General features: G+C 63.9%; 15 protein-coding genes. 3 read left to right on the forward strand and 12 right to left on the reverse strand.

Going from position 1 to position 13,752, the window contains the following annotated elements; genetic code table 11:
- Positions 1 to 80 precede the first annotated feature (80 nt).
- From NKJ20_RS26600 to NKJ20_RS26610, 3 genes are read right to left on the reverse strand one after another with little or no spacing between them, the layout of a single operon-like run.
- The gene (locus NKJ20_RS26600; protein ID WP_352748170.1) at positions 81 to 1,301 is read right to left on the reverse strand and encodes an NAD(P)/FAD-dependent oxidoreductase; all 1,221 of its coding nucleotides are present in this window, start codon (positions 1,299 to 1,301) and stop codon (positions 81 to 83) included.
- Positions 1,298 to 2,011 (reverse strand): methyltransferase domain-containing protein, encoded by a 714-nt coding sequence (locus NKJ20_RS26605; protein ID WP_352748172.1) that lies wholly within the window; start codon positions 2,009 to 2,011, stop codon positions 1,298 to 1,300. Before NKJ20_RS26605 ends, NKJ20_RS26600 begins: the two co-directional genes overlap by 4 nt.
- Positions 2,008 to 3,075 carry a type III polyketide synthase gene (locus tag NKJ20_RS26610; protein ID WP_352748174.1) on the reverse strand — a complete coding sequence of 356 codons (1,068 nt, stop codon included), beginning with the start codon at positions 3,073 to 3,075 and terminating at the stop codon, positions 2,008 to 2,010. Before NKJ20_RS26610 ends, NKJ20_RS26605 begins: the two co-directional genes overlap by 4 nt.
- Before the next feature lie 264 nt (positions 3,076 to 3,339).
- On the opposite strand from NKJ20_RS26610, the gene cueR reads away from it, so the two are divergent.
- Positions 3,340 to 3,738: a Cu(I)-responsive transcriptional regulator gene (cueR, locus tag NKJ20_RS26615; protein WP_352452335.1), complete on the forward strand. Its 399-nt coding sequence runs from the start codon at positions 3,340 to 3,342 to the stop codon at positions 3,736 to 3,738.
- 42 nt (positions 3,739 to 3,780) lie between these two features.
- Here the strand turns inward: cueR and NKJ20_RS26620 are convergent, their stop codons facing one another.
- Positions 3,781 to 4,263 carry a DUF2127 domain-containing protein gene (locus NKJ20_RS26620; RefSeq protein WP_352748179.1) on the reverse strand — a complete coding sequence of 161 codons (483 nt, stop codon included), beginning with the start codon at positions 4,261 to 4,263 and terminating at the stop codon, positions 3,781 to 3,783.
- 41 nt (positions 4,264 to 4,304) lie between these two features.
- Here NKJ20_RS26620 and NKJ20_RS26625 point away from each other — a divergent pair, with 41 nt between their 5' ends.
- Positions 4,305 to 4,847 carry a phosphatase PAP2 family protein gene (locus NKJ20_RS26625; protein ID WP_352748182.1) on the forward strand — a complete coding sequence of 181 codons (543 nt, stop codon included), beginning with the start codon at positions 4,305 to 4,307 and terminating at the stop codon, positions 4,845 to 4,847.
- A 17-nt stretch (positions 4,848 to 4,864) separates the two neighbouring features.
- Entirely contained in the window at positions 4,865 to 5,422 is a 558-nt protein-coding gene (locus NKJ20_RS26630; RefSeq protein WP_352748184.1) for a cytochrome c, read from the forward strand.
- A gap of 5 nt (positions 5,423 to 5,427) precedes the next feature.
- Here the strand turns inward: NKJ20_RS26630 and atzF are convergent, their stop codons facing one another.
- Genes atzF through NKJ20_RS26670 form a run of 8 tightly spaced genes read right to left on the reverse strand, consistent with a single transcriptional unit; the run spans position 5,428 to position 13,698 of the window.
- Positions 5,428 to 7,233, reverse strand: a complete 1,806-nt coding sequence (gene atzF / locus NKJ20_RS26635; protein ID WP_352748187.1) for an allophanate hydrolase — start codon at positions 7,231 to 7,233, stop codon at positions 5,428 to 5,430.
- Positions 7,230 to 7,580 (reverse strand): cupin domain-containing protein, encoded by a 351-nt coding sequence (locus NKJ20_RS26640; protein WP_352748189.1) that lies wholly within the window; start codon positions 7,578 to 7,580, stop codon positions 7,230 to 7,232. The genes atzF and NKJ20_RS26640 overlap by 4 nt, the downstream gene beginning before the upstream one ends.
- Positions 7,573 to 8,241 (reverse strand): cysteine hydrolase family protein, encoded by a 669-nt coding sequence (locus tag NKJ20_RS26645; RefSeq protein WP_352748192.1) that lies wholly within the window; start codon positions 8,239 to 8,241, stop codon positions 7,573 to 7,575. Before NKJ20_RS26645 ends, NKJ20_RS26640 begins: the two co-directional genes overlap by 8 nt.
- Positions 8,241 to 9,773: an ABC transporter ATP-binding protein gene (locus tag NKJ20_RS26650; protein WP_352748194.1), complete on the reverse strand. Its 1,533-nt coding sequence runs from the start codon at positions 9,771 to 9,773 to the stop codon at positions 8,241 to 8,243. The genes NKJ20_RS26645 and NKJ20_RS26650 overlap by 1 nt, the downstream gene beginning before the upstream one ends.
- 10 nt (positions 9,774 to 9,783) lie before the next feature.
- Entirely contained in the window at positions 9,784 to 10,485 is a 702-nt protein-coding gene (biuH, locus tag NKJ20_RS26655; protein WP_352587282.1) for a biuret amidohydrolase, read from the reverse strand.
- Positions 10,486 to 10,499: 14 nt separating this feature from the next.
- Positions 10,500 to 11,426 (reverse strand): ABC transporter permease, encoded by a 927-nt coding sequence (locus tag NKJ20_RS26660; protein ID WP_352569074.1) that lies wholly within the window; start codon positions 11,424 to 11,426, stop codon positions 10,500 to 10,502.
- Entirely contained in the window at positions 11,426 to 12,550 is a 1,125-nt protein-coding gene (locus NKJ20_RS26665; protein WP_352704020.1) for an ABC transporter permease, read from the reverse strand. Before NKJ20_RS26665 ends, NKJ20_RS26660 begins: the two co-directional genes overlap by 1 nt.
- A 20-nt stretch (positions 12,551 to 12,570) precedes the next feature.
- Complete coding sequence (locus tag NKJ20_RS26670; RefSeq protein ID WP_352704022.1) at positions 12,571 to 13,698, reverse strand: BMP family ABC transporter substrate-binding protein; 1,128 nt, start codon at positions 13,696 to 13,698, stop codon at positions 12,571 to 12,573.
- Between the last annotated feature and the right edge of the window lie 54 nt (positions 13,699 to 13,752).

Consider the following 13,752-nt stretch of genomic DNA (forward strand, 5'->3'; position numbering starts at 1 on the left):
TCTGCAATCTCTTCTCTCCAACAGAATGCAGAAATTACTTCGCAGCCGCAGGGTATGGACTCACATGAAAGTCCGCCGCTCTAGACGAAGCCTGGAACCGGCTTGGTCTTGCCGCTCAGTTGCGCGCCCAGCGTCAGTGCCTGCGGGAAATTCTGGACGATCGCCGCCATCAAGGTGGCGCTGCCGGGGCGAAGGGCAATTCCGGCAACGGCCGCGGCGGCGTAGACCCGTGTCGAAAACAGTCTTTTCCAGGCCGCCTCGTAGCGTGTGGCGGCAGCCTTGCGCCCCGCCCGGCCACTTGGCGCGCATGCGAGTTCGCAAGCCAGCAGCCAGCCGGACTGAAGCGCCATCGAGATGCCCTCGGCGATGACAGGATGAGACTCTCCGGCTGCATTGCCGACGCGGAAGATGTCCCCTTCGTAGCACGAGCGAATTCCCGGCCGGATCGGACCTGCGGCAAGCCACGGACCGTCGAGGAGAGCCGGTTCCAGGGCGTGCCTGACGCCCCGGCATGAATTCACGAGATGCCGGGAGACCGCATCGGCGGCCGACACGTGGCTCCGTTGTTTGGGGCCATATTGTTTACGCAGCCGCGCGAGCATATCGCGGCGAATGCAGCACGAGACCGACAACCGGCCATGATCCGCCGAAACCATGCCGCCATAGCCGCCGGGGAAGGCCAGCAGAGGCATCAAATCCGGCGCCAGGGACGACCCGGTGAAATGCGCCTTGAAGCCGAGCAGGTCCGACGGGCGATTGGCCTTTCCGAGCTGGCTGGGCAATGGTCCCGGTTCCCAAGAGCCGTGAGCGGCGACAATCACCGGCGCACGCAACATCGCCGCTTCATCCCCGGCCTGAATTCGCACCCTTCGCATCTCACCGTCCGGCTCGATGGCGACGGCGCGGCAAGGTTGAAAGATTTCGACACCCGCCGATCGCGCCGCTTGCAAAAGCAGAGAGTCGAGAATGTCCCGGCCGAGCGCCCGGCCGAAGCTGTCTTTCGCACGAGGCCCAGCTCCTGCACGTGGCATTGCCGCCTCGACACAGGTCTCCCCGGAAAACAAACCGACGCGGCGGATTTCGGGGCCGGCATTGGTACGCCAGGCATCGCCGATCTCGAGCCGGTCGAGAAGCGCAAGATTGCTTGCCGAGATGTATTCGCCGCAGACTTTGCGGCGCGGAAATGCGGTCTTTTCCACAATGGCCACGACCCACCCGCGCCGGGCCAGCGTGAGCGCGACGGAGGTGCCCGCCGGGCCGGCACCAATGACGATCGCGTCATGGGTCGACAATCCCGTCATGGGTCGTTGCCGGCACTGGCGCCGACGAAGATGTGGGAAAACAGGCCGGCGCGCCGCTCCTCGACCGGTTTGCCGTTGGCCGCAAGCCAGAGACCGGAAAGCTCGCTGCCGCGAAAGCCGGCACGCACGCTTTGCGCCGCGTCGTTTCGTGTGACGTCGTTGGCGCCGATTGCCGGCAGAAGACGGGTCGCGGCCAGCGGCAGTTTCGCCCGCAGCGGCTCTGTCGCGATGAGCAACGGGGCTTTCGGCCTGATCAGCGAAAACAGACGCACGAGCTGCGCATCGTCGAGGTGATGCAGGAACAGATTGACGGTGACGGCGTCGAACGGCGCACCCTCGATCTTTCCTGCCCAGTCGAAGACATCGGCGGTGACGCCTTCGGCCTTCCATCCCAGCCTGTCAAAATCACCGCGCAATTGCGCGGTGACGAGGCCGACGCGGTCGAGCATTACCAGTTCGACCCCGGGCCAATGCGTGGCCATGCGCCGCGCCACCGCCAGCATGAAGGAGCCATCGCCCGCGCCGATCTCCAGAATGCGGCGTGGCGGCTTTGGCACAAACCTCCTGAGCAACGACGTCATGATCGGCACCTGAAACATCAGCATATTGATGCGCCGAAGGTCGCGGCGCGCGGCCAGCGCTCGCGGATCTTCGGCCGCAAGTCCGTCGAGGATTTCCGGCGCAAGCTGCCGGTGCTCCAGGCCGCTCATGACACCGTTCGAAAGAGCATGGTTTCGGCCGTCAGCCCGGGTCCGAACGACATGCCGCAACCGAGCAGGCCGGGTGGCGCCTTCAGCATCTCCTTCATCACGAACATGACGGTCGCCGACGACATGTTCCCATACTGGCGCAACACCTCGCGCGATGGTTCCAGCGCGGTGGGCTCCAGTTCCAGGGCCCTTTCGACGGCGTCGAGCACCGAACGTCCACCCGGATGCACGGCCCAAAGGTCGATGTCTTTCGCCGATCGGCCTCCGAGGATGGCGGCCTGGCTGTTCCGCAACGCTTCATGAATCGCTGCCGGCACCTGGCCGGAAAGAACCATTTCGAAGCCGTGGTCGCGAATGTTCCAGCGCATCAGGTCCCGCCGTTCCCTCGCCACCAGACAGTGAAAGCTATCGAGCTCGATGCCGGCCGGCTCGGCAGTGATGAGCGCAGCCGCGCAGCCGTCGCCCCAGAGGCAGAACGACAGCAGTTTTTCCAGTTCGGTGGTTTCGCGCAGATGCATCGTGCAGAGCTCGATATTGACCAGCAGGACCTTGGCCTGCTGGTCGGAGCGGACGATGTGGCGGGCCAGCTTGAGGCCGTTGATCGCCGCGTAGCAACCCATGAAACCGATCATCGTGCGTTCGACACTATCGGGAAGCCCGCAACGCGCGATCAGCTCCAGATCGATGCCCGGCGCCGAAAAGCCAGTGCAGGTGGTGACGATAAGATGGGTGATGCGGGAAGCGTCGTCGCCAAGCTGCAATCCGTCGATGCCCTTTTGCGCCAGAACAGGTGCGGCATCGTCGAACATCGCCATTCTCATGGCCGTTCCGGGAAACGCGCCCCGGATGAAGGTCCCGGCCAGGTCGGCAGTTGGTCCTTCGGGGTCGGACGCCGGCGCAAAGCAGGAATAGCGGTGCTCGATGCCGGCAAGATCGGCCATGCGTTCGAAGATCCTCCGGCGATCGGCCGCGAGCATAGAGGCCGCGAAACGCAGGTAGAATTGATGAACCTCGTGCTCCGGCACCGCCGTCGCGATCCGGTTGATATAGGCGTTGACGGGCATATTCTGTCTCCTCGGCGGGTGCACGGTGTAACGTGCCGCCGGAGGGTCCTTGCTCATCTTTGCCCGGTGTCGAACACCGGGTTTTGAGCGCTGTTCGATAAACGTTTCCGAAAACTGATTTCTTCCCGAAGGTTCAGTGTGCGCTGTTGGCAGGCAAACGGTTGGAGCGGGCGGGCGGTTGCGTCAGGCATCCAAAATCGCCACATCATGTTGACCTTCCATCTACTGGAAGGTCTATTTCCTCCGACAAAGGAGATTTCCGCCATGAACATCGGTATCGCATCCGAAAAATCCGGCCTGCCGTCCAAGACGATCCGTTATTACGAGGATATCGGGCTCTTGCATCCGGCTCGGACAGACAATGGCTATCGCGATTACTCGACGGCCGATATTCACCGGCTGCGCTTCCTGCAGCGCTCGCGAAGCCTGGGGTTTTCGGTCGACGAATGCCGCCAGTTGCTCTCGCTGTATCAAGACAGGGAACGTGACAGCGCCGACGTGAAGGCGATCGCGAAAGCCAAGCTGGTGGAGATCGACAGGAAGATCGCCGAACTGGTCGGATTGCGCGGCTTGCTCCACCATCTGGTCAGTCACTGCCACGGCGACGAGCGGCCGGATTGCCCGATCATCGACGAGCTGGCAGGACAAGGCGTCGCCCAGTGAGGTGGATTGAAAATCGGAGCGGCTGACGTGCAAACTTCGCTGTCATGCCGGCTTGTGCTGCCGCACGATCTTCCATTCATGCCAGATCAGCACCATGACGACAGCATCGAAGACGGTCAGGACAAGCAGGCCGAACGAATGGGTGTAGGAGTAGCGGTAGACTTGGTAGATCATAAATGCGCCCAGCGCCGCAAGCGATGCCGGATACGACCACAGCTTGCCTCTCAAAAGCCCGACAACGAGCAGCAGCTTTATCAGGCCGTGGCTAAGCAGGTAGAAGGCATAAAACTCCTTGCTGGCGACGGAAAAGTGGCTTGCCATCTGCGACAGATAGCCAGCTATGAAATCGTTCGGATCTTCGATCAATTCCTCTTGGGTGAATGTATTGACCCAGGAGGCAATGGCGTCGGTGGTGACGACATAAAGCAGGATCCCGCCCACGCATTCGATCAGGGCATGCGCCCCTTTAAGCCAGATGCTGAGCTCGAAAATCTGATGGATGCGGCGTTCGTCTACTGCTTTCACAAAATTCACCTTGCGATCGACAACAGCGGAAACGAGAAACGATGGATGCAGCCCTAACCCACTGGATCAACGCGGCAGCCGGGATCAGCCCTTTTCTTGATAAGGCAATGATCGCTGTCTCACAAATCGGCGTTCCGCTGATGGTGCTGGCTGTTGCCCTGCAATGGTGGGCAAAGGCCGACCGCTACCATGTGCGCCATGCTGCCTTGTCCGCCGGCTTGGCGTTCCTGCTCGGTCTGGCGATCAATCAGTTCATTTTGCTATTCGTCCACCGGCTGCGGCCCTACGATGCCGGCGTGACGCATCTGCTGATTGCGCCCAGCGCCGACTGGTCGTTTCCCTCCGACCACGCGACAGCCAGCTTTGCGGTTGTTGCGGCTCTTGCAATGCAAGGTCTGCCGCGCCGGACGCTGGCCCTCTCCATCATGGCATTGCTGATCTGCTGGTCGAGAATTTATATCGGCACCCACTATCTCACCGACGTGATAGGCGGTGCCATCACTGGCGTCTTAGGTGCCGTTGTGGTCCGATTGGCCTATCGCGAGAACTCCCGACTGGACAATCTGGTCACAAGAATTCTCTAGCTCCTTATGTGCCAACGATGAGACGAGCAGCTATCATAGCGGTCCTGTCGCTTGCCTGCGCCTCTGTCGTGCTCGCCGCCGCCCATTCGGGTCGTGATGCGGTCATCCAGGCTCGCCAGGCCTCGATGAAGGAAATGGCCGCGGCGGCAAAGGCGATCGCCGGGATGTTCGACGGCAAGCAGGCGTACGACGCCGCAGCCTTCAAGGCGGCGGCCGAGACCATCCGCGCCCGCACCGGCCCTGCCCTGATTGCCGAATTCCCCAGCGCGACATTGGGCGCGCCTTCAGGCGCCAAGCCGGATATCGACCCCGCCCGCGCGGAGTTCGAAGAGCTGGCTCGCCACATCGGGACGCTGGCCAGCGCCCTGGCCTCCGACGCCGAGCGGGCACCACCGCATATCACCGACGACATGAGAATGGGTTCCGGCCTGGCAATGGGCGGTGGCAGCCTGCTTGGCAAGCGACCATCACTCGCGGAAGCCGATCCCACTAAATTGCCGGCGGAGCACCTCCTGCATCTCATCTTGCAGGATTGCTCGAGCTGCCATTCGAAGTTCAGGCAAAAGGTAGAGTGATAGCGTCAGCTCCGCTGCAGCTGACCCGCCATGAAATTGCGCCAGCCGCCGAAATGCGAAATTTCCTTTGCATCGGCAAGGCCGGCACTTTCGACGAGGAAGCCTTTCGGCGAAGTTCCGTCATCGAGTAGAAGCGTCCCGATGCCGAGCGGCGGCGGGATCGCGGCAACGAAGCGGCCGAAGGCTTGTGGCGAGAGCCGCCAGACTTCGACCTCGATCGCTGCCCCCTTGCCATTGCAGCTGCGCTCGAGCCCCGGTCGCGACACCGACTGGCCGGCGAGTGCATAAAGCCGGTACAGCGGCGCCGTTCTTGCCGCCCGGGCGAAAATCGCGCCGAGCTGCTGCAACTGGCCGTTCAGCGCCATCCCCGACAGATGCGCGCCGACCACGGCCAGCTCGATCGTGCCCTCGTCCACGTCGACGCGAACGTCGCCACGCGGCAGCGGCCAGCCTGTAGCGCCCAGCGCAAGGCCGCTTGCCGCATGGACATCGCGCGCAAGCGACGCCGGCAGATGGTCCTTGCCCGCCGCGGCAAGCAAGGTGACGCTCATCGGCAGACCGTCGCTGCGGGTTCCGCTCGGCACGGCAATGCCGCACATGTCGAGCAGATTGACGAAATTGGTGTAGGTGCCGAGCCGGCTGTTGGTGACGATCGGATCGGCCAGCACCGCTTCGACTGTGTAGTGCGTCGGCGCGGTCGGCACGCAGAAAACGTCGACCGAGGCGATGACCGGCGCAAGCCTGGCCTTATAGCCTTGCAGGGCATAGAGCCCGTTGAAAGCGTCCGCGGCGGAAAGTTTTCGCGCACCGCCGATGATCTGCCGCGTCACCGGATGCATGGCGGCCTCGTTGGCATCCATGAAGTCCCTGATCGCGGCGTAACGCTCGGCTACCCAGGCGCCTTCGTAAAGCAGGTTGGCGGTGGCGTAGAAATCGGCGAACGGGATTTCCACCAGCTGGCAGCCCAGCGTCTCCAGCGAGGCAAGGGCGGCCTCGAAACCCGCCTGCATCGCCTGGTCTCCGAAAAAGGTCCAGTCGGCCCTGGCCGGCACGCCAACCGTCAGCACCGGCGGGCGCGCGGCAAGAGCCTGAATGCAGAGGTCGCGCGAATAGGGATCCGCGTCGTCCTTTGCCGCCGCGACCTCGAACACGCTGTAGGCGTCATCGACGGTGAGCGCGAAGACCGAGACGCAGTCAAGCGTCCGGCAGGCCGGCACGACGCCGGCGGCTGATAGCGCGCCGACGCTCGGCTTCAGCCCGACGATGTTGTTGAGGCCGGCGGGTATGCGCCCAGAACCGGCGGTGTCGGTGCCGAGCGCGAACGAGACGATGCCGCGCGCGGTTGCGACGGCCGAGCCGCATGAGGAGCCGCCCGGCACCAGTTTCGGGTCGATCGCATTCCTCGGGATCGGATAGGGCGTGCGCACACCGACCAGGCCGGTGGCGAACTGGTCGAGGTTGGTCTTGCCGACGACCAGTGCGCCGGCGGCCTTGAGCCGCGCGACGACGGTGGCGTCTTTCGCCGGCAAGTAGGCATATTCCGCACAAGCCGCCGTGGTCGGCATGCCGGCAACATCGATGTTGTCCTTGACCGCGAACGGTACGCCCCACAGCGGCTTTGCCACGGGATCGAACGGGCCGAGCTTTTCCGCCTCGGCAAGCAACTCCGCCCTGCTCGCCAGATGGATGAAGATGCCGGGGTCATCGGCCGCCGCGAGCCGCGCATCGACCGCATCGATCATCTCGCCGATGCTGACGCCGGCCTGATAGGCAGCGTGCAGGCTCGCTATGTCGAAGCGGATGTCGCTCATTTGGCCTCGCCCAGAATGACTACCGGCAGGTTCCACTGGATGAGCACCACGCAGCCATCCTTCGTCCACACCGAATGCTCGGTTCCGACCGGGTTCAGGATCACGCTGCCCGCGGCATGATCGCCGTTCTCGTCGCTCTGTGTGCCTTCCAGCACAAGGATCGTTTCCAGCCCGGCATGGCGATGGCGCGGCACGCCGGCGCCGGGCCGGTAGTTCAGGATGGCGACCGACGGTTCCGTCGGTCCGCCCTTGAGCAGCCAATGCGCCGTAATGCCATCGCGGAAAGGCTCGAACGGCAGACCGCGCCAGCCACAATTGAGGAGGCCGGCAAAGGCAAGGTTAGGCATTGGCAATCCCCTCGAGCACCTGGTCCGTCGTTGCCGTCCAGCCGACGATGGCGCCCTGCGCCCTGATCATGGCAAGGGCTGCCGCCTTGAACTCCGGAAAATAGCTCTCAGTGGCATCCTCCGCCAGAAGGCATTCATAGCCGCGGTCGTTGGCCTCGCGCATCGTCGTCTGCACGCAGACCTCCGTCGTCACCCCGGCAAAGACCAGTTGCTGTGCGCCAAGCCGCTTGAGGTCGTCGCCGAAGCTGGTGGCATAGAACGCGCCCTTGCCGGGTTTTTCGATGACGATCTCGCCAGGCAGTGGGGCAAGTTCATCGAGGATCGCCGTTCCCGGCTCCCCGACGATCAGCACACGACCCATTGGCCCGACATCGCCGATCCTGATCGACGGATTGCCGCGATTGCGCTTGGCCGGTGGCAGATCCGAAAGGTCTGCCTTGTGGCACTCCATCGTGTGGATCACCGGCAGGCCAGCGGCGCGAAACCCCTCGATCAGCCTCTTCACCGTCGGCACGATGGCCGTGACCCGGCTGACGTCATTGCCGAGGCTGGCGCCGAAGCCGCCGGGTTCGGCAAAGTCGCGCTGCATGTCGATGACGACCAGCGCCATCGCCTCAGGCTTGAACACAAACGGAAACGGCAGCGCCTCGATCTCCGCCATCAGTGATGTCCCGCCATGTGCTCGCCGATGGTCTGCACGCTCGCTTGTGCGATCGGCGTCTCGTAGACCAGCGCGCCGTCGGACATGACGAAGATGCGGTCCGAGAGCTCGAGCAGCTCATCAAGGTCCTCCGACATAAGGAGCACCGCGGCGCCGGCATTGCGCGCCTTCATGATGCGGGCGCGTATTTCGGCGACGGCGGAGAAGTCGAGGCCGAAGCAGGGGTTCGACACGATGAGCAAATCGACCTCGCCGGTCAGTTCCCGCGCCAGCACCGCGCGCTGCACATTGCCGCCCGAGAGCGACGAAATCGGCGAAGCGAGGGATGCCGTCTTGACCTTGAACTGTTGGACCAGACGGGCCGCGTAGTCCCTGATCGCACTCATCCTGATCCAGTTGACCGGCTTGCCGGCCTCGTTGAGGTCGAAGGTCCGGAAGGCCATGTTTTCCGCCACCGTCATCTTCGGTGCGCAGGCATTGCGCAACGGCTCCTCCGGAATGAAGCGGACATTGAGCGTGCGCGCCTCGCTGCGGCTGGCGCCATAGGGCGAGCCTTTCACCAGAACGTCGCCGCCATTGCGCGCCCGTTGTCCGGCAAGGACTTCGAGAAACTCCTTCTGGCCGTTGCCGGAGATGCCGGCAATGCCGACGATCTCACCCGACTTCACATCGAGTTCGCCGATGTCGATGGTTTTCAAACCGGTGCGGTCGGGCGCCTTCAGCGACTTTACCGTCAGCACCTGTCTGGCGCCGGCCGGCACCGGGGCGCGGCTGTCGAGTGCGGCGATCGGTTGGTCGCCGATCATCATCGCCGCCATCTGCTTGTGGGAAAGTTCGGAGACCTTTCCGGTTCCGGTCAGCCTGCCCTTGCGCAGCACGGTGATATCGTCGGCAAAGGCCGTCACCTCGTGGAATTTATGCGAGATCATCAGCACGGTGAGGTCGCCGGTCCTGGTCATGTCGCGCACCAGGCCAAGCACTTCGTGTGCCTCGCTGGGAGTGAGCACCGAAGTCGGCTCGTCGAGCACCAGGAAACTGCGGCCGAGATAGAGCTGCTTGATGATTTCGAGCTTCTGCTTCTCGCCGGCCGCAAGTTCCGCCACCTTGACGTCGAGCGGCAGCTTGAACGGCATACGCTGCATGAATTGCGCAAGTGTGGCGCGCTCCTTGCGCCAGTCGATGACGCCGGGCACCTTCTCGCGCGAAATGACCAGGTTCTCCGCGCCGGTCAGCGACGGGACGAGCGTGAAATGCTGGTAGACCATGCCGAGCCCCAATGCCGAGGCATCCTTCGGACTGGCGATCGCGACCTCGCGGCTATCAACCAGCATGTCGCCGGCGGTCGGATGGTAAAAACCCATCATGCATTTGACCAGCGTCGACTTGCCGGCGCCGTTTTCGCCGAGCAGCGCATGGAACGATCCCGCCGGCACCTTGATCGAGACGTCGTCCAGCGCGGTGAAGGCGCCGAAGCGCATGGTCATGCCGATGGTCTCGACGCCGACGGCTTTCTTGCCGATGCTTCCGCTCAAGATCGTGTCCTCACGGCAGCTGCGCGACGAAGGATGCCGAATTCGACACCGCGCCGAACACGCCGCCCTGCATCTTGATCATCTTGATCGCGGCGAGATGGTTGCCGTAATCGGTCGCGCCGCAGCAATCCTCCAGCATGACGCATTCAAAGCCGCGATCGTTGGCCTCGCGCATCGTCGTGTGGACGCAGACATCGGTGGTGATGCCGGTCAGCACGATGTTGTCGATGCCGCGCTGGCGCAGGATCAGCTCGAGGTCGGTGGCGCAGAACGAGCCCTTGCCCGGCTTGTCGATGATCGGTTCGCCCGCCGCCGGATAGAGGTCGGGGATGATGTCCCAGCCGGGTTCGCCGCGCACCAGGATGCGCCCGCAAGGTCCGGGGTCGCCGATGCCGGCATTGATGCGGCGCGAACGCCAGCGCTTGTTGGCCGGCAGGTCGGCGAGATCGGGCCGGTGGCCCTCGCGCGTGTGGATTATGGTGTAGCCCTTGGCCCGCATGGCTGCGAGCACCGACTTGATCGGCTCGATCGGCGCCCGCACCAGCGAAAGATCGTAGCCCATATGATCGACATAGCCGCCCGGCCCGCAGAAATCGGTCTGCATGTCGATGATGATCAGTGCCGTATTGTCCGGCCGCAGCTCGCCATTATAAGGCCATGGATAGGGGTCGGCATCGATGTAGCGCTGGGTGATCTCGGCTCTGGCGTTCATCGGAAAAACTCCAGTCATTTGGTGATCGACAACTCGCCCGGCGCGCCGGCAAGCGAGCGGTTCGGCGACGAGGTGGCGATCATGATGATGAGCGTGAGGATGTAAGGTGCGGCGTAGAAGAGATAGTAGCCCTGCGTCACCCCGACCGACTGCAACGCCGGGCCCAGCGCGCCCGCACCGCCGAACAACAGTGCCGCGGCAAAGCAGCCGAGCGGATTCCAGCGCGCGAAGATGACCAGCGCCACCGCCATCAGGCCCTGCCCCGACGAGATGCGTTCGGTCCAGCTGCCGGGGTAATAAAGCGACAGATAGGCGCCGCCGATGCCAGCGAGCGCACCGCCGACACCTGTCGCAAGCAGGCGCACGGTGTTGGGATTGAGGCCCATGGCGCGCGCCGCATCGGAGCTGTCGCCGACGACGCGCACGATCAGGCCGGCGCGGGTGTTGCGGAAGGCCCACCACAGGAACAGCGCAAGTGCGGCCCCGATCAGGAACAGCACATTGACGTTGAGCGCCGCCTGCACCTGCGGGATATCCGACCAGCCACCGAAGGCGATGGCCGGCAGGTCTGGTGCCGAGGGCTGGATGAACGGCTTGCCGAAGAAGAAGGCGAGACCGGAGCCGAACAGCATCAGCGCGATGCCGATGGCGATGTCGTTCACCCCGCGGAATTTGCAGATCCAGCCGTGGAACAGCCCGAAGCAAAGACCGGCACCTGCGGCAGCCAGCAGGCCGAGCCATGGCGAGCCGGTCATCACCGCGACGGCGTAGGCAGTCATCGCACCGAAGACCAGCGTGCCTTCGAGGCCAAGATTGATGCGGCCGGAGCGTTCGGTGATGGCTTCGCCGAGCGAGACGAAGATGAAGGGCGTCGAAACGCGGATGGCGCCGCCGAGAATGGCGAGCGGCACGCCCCACAGGCCGATCTCGGTCGCGTCCATCAGGAGCCTCTCTTCCACAGATCGGGATTGAAGACCTTGAAGCGGCCGTAAAAGGTTTCGCTGAACAGGATGACGACGAAGAGCATGCCTTGCAGCACCAGCACGGTGGCGTCGGGCAGGTCCATGCGGCGCTGGATCAGCCCGCCGGAAGCGCCGATACCGCCGAGCAGGAAAGCGACCGGGATGATGGCGAGCGGATTGTGGCGGGCGAGGAAGGCGACGAGGATGCCGGTATACCCATAGCCGGCGGCGAGCGAGGCGTTGGCGCTGCCTTGCACGGCGCCGACCTCCAGCATGCCGGCCAGCCCGGCGAAGCCGCCAGCGAGCCCGGTGAAGCCGACGATCAGCGGCCCGACGGCAAGCCCTTGCACCTGAGCTGCCCTGACATTGCCGCCGGCGATGCGGGCGGCAAACCCCCAGCGCGTCTTTTCGATCAACAGCCAGGACAGGACGCAAGCGAGAATGCCGACGACGAGGCCCCAGTGCACGTCCATGCCTGGAATGTTGCCGATGCGGTAGGCATCCGCCAGCGGCTCGGTCGAGGGTTTGTTGAGCGAAGCCGGATCGCGCAGCGGCCCTTCGACCAGATGGTTCATCAGCGCGATGGCGATATAGGCCATCAGCAGACTGGAGATGGTTTCGTTGACGGCGCGGTAGTGGCGGAGTGCGCCGACGGCACCTATCCAGATGCCGCCGGCGACCGCGCCCGCCACGCCCATCAGCAGGATGACCACAAAAGCCGGCGCGCCATTCGCCGCGACGCCGATGGCGGCGGCGGCGACGCCGCCCAGCACGATCGCGCCTTCGCCGCCGATGACGACGAGGCCGAGCCGGGCCGGCAGCGCCACGCAGAGCGCTGCCAATAAGAGCGGTGCTGCCCGCGACAGCGAGTTCTGGATCGAGAACCACGAGCCGAAGCCGCCGCGCCACATCGTCTCGTAGAGTTGCACCGGCGATTTGCCGACCAGCGCGATGAACACGCTGAACAGCGCCATGCCGACGATCAGCGCCGCGAGCGGTATGACGAAGGCTTCCGCCCGCCGCGCCGCCCATTCGAGCGCCGCCGGATAATTCCTGGCGCCAAACAGCGCCGGTGCGCCCGCAGTGCTGACAGTGTCTGCCATGGCCCCGTCTCCGATCCGGTTCAGGCGGTCGAACCGACGACGCCCTCGACCAGGTAGTCCATGCTTTCGAGTTCGAGCGCGGTCTCGGCGAAGGCCTGGCCTTCGGTCGCGACGACGACGCCCTTGTTGCTCTTCAGCGGACCCTTGATGACGGAAAAGCCGCCTTTCATCATTTCGGCCAGCGTGCCGTCGAACTGCTTGCGGGCGGCCTCGCCGACAGCGGGGCCGAGCGGGCTCATCTTGACGAAGCCGTCGGCCAGGCCACCGCGCGTGAAATTGGGCAGCGGCGTGCCGGCCACCAGATCGTCGACGAACATCTTGTAGACCTTGGCCCAGTTCCATTCCGCGCCGGTCAGGTATTTTTCCGGCGCCAGCGGGCTCTGGTTGGCATGATAGCCGCAGACGAAGGCGCCACGCCCGGCCGCCGTCTCGACCACCACCTTGGGGCTATCGACATGGCAGGTGATGACGTCGGCACCCTGGTCGACCAGCGCATTGGTGGCCTCGGCCTCCTTGACCGCTAGCGACCACTCGCCGGTGAAGATCACCTGGCAGGTGATGGTCGGGTCGACCGAGCGCGCGCCGAGCAGGAAGGAATTGATGTTGAGCAGCACCTGCGGGATCGGCTTTGCCGCGACGAAGCCGAGCTTCTTGGTTTTGCTGGTGTGACCGGCGACGACGCCGTTCAGATACTGGCCCATGCCGATATAGCCGAAATAGGAACCGGCATTCATCGGATGCTTGTCCTTGTTCCACATGCCACCACAATGGCGGAACTGCACGTCGGGGAATTTCGCGCACATGGCGAGCATGTGCGGATCGAAATAGCCGAACGAGGTCGGGAAGATCAGCGACGCACCGTCGAGATTGATCATCGATTCCATCGTCTTCTGAACGTCGACCGTCTCCGGCACGTTCTCCTCCTCGACGACGGAAATTCCTTCGATCCCCTTCAGCGTGGCGGCCCCTTCGGCATGCGCCTGGTTGTAGCCGTAGTCGTCCTTTGGCCCGACATAGATGAAGCCGACGGTGGCCGTCGCGGCGAAGGCCCTGCTGATCGGAAACGATGCGGACGCAAGGCCGAGCGCCGCTCCGGCGGCGGAGGTTTTGAGCAGGTCGCGGCGGCTAAGCATGAATCTCTTGGACATTGAATGCTCCCTCTGTGGGGCCTTTGGGGCCGGTTAACACCTCAATGAAAGAAG

The sequence above is a fragment of the Mesorhizobium sp. M0185 genome (assembly GCF_040322175.1).
Classification (GTDB): domain Bacteria; phylum Pseudomonadota; class Alphaproteobacteria; order Rhizobiales; family Rhizobiaceae; genus Mesorhizobium.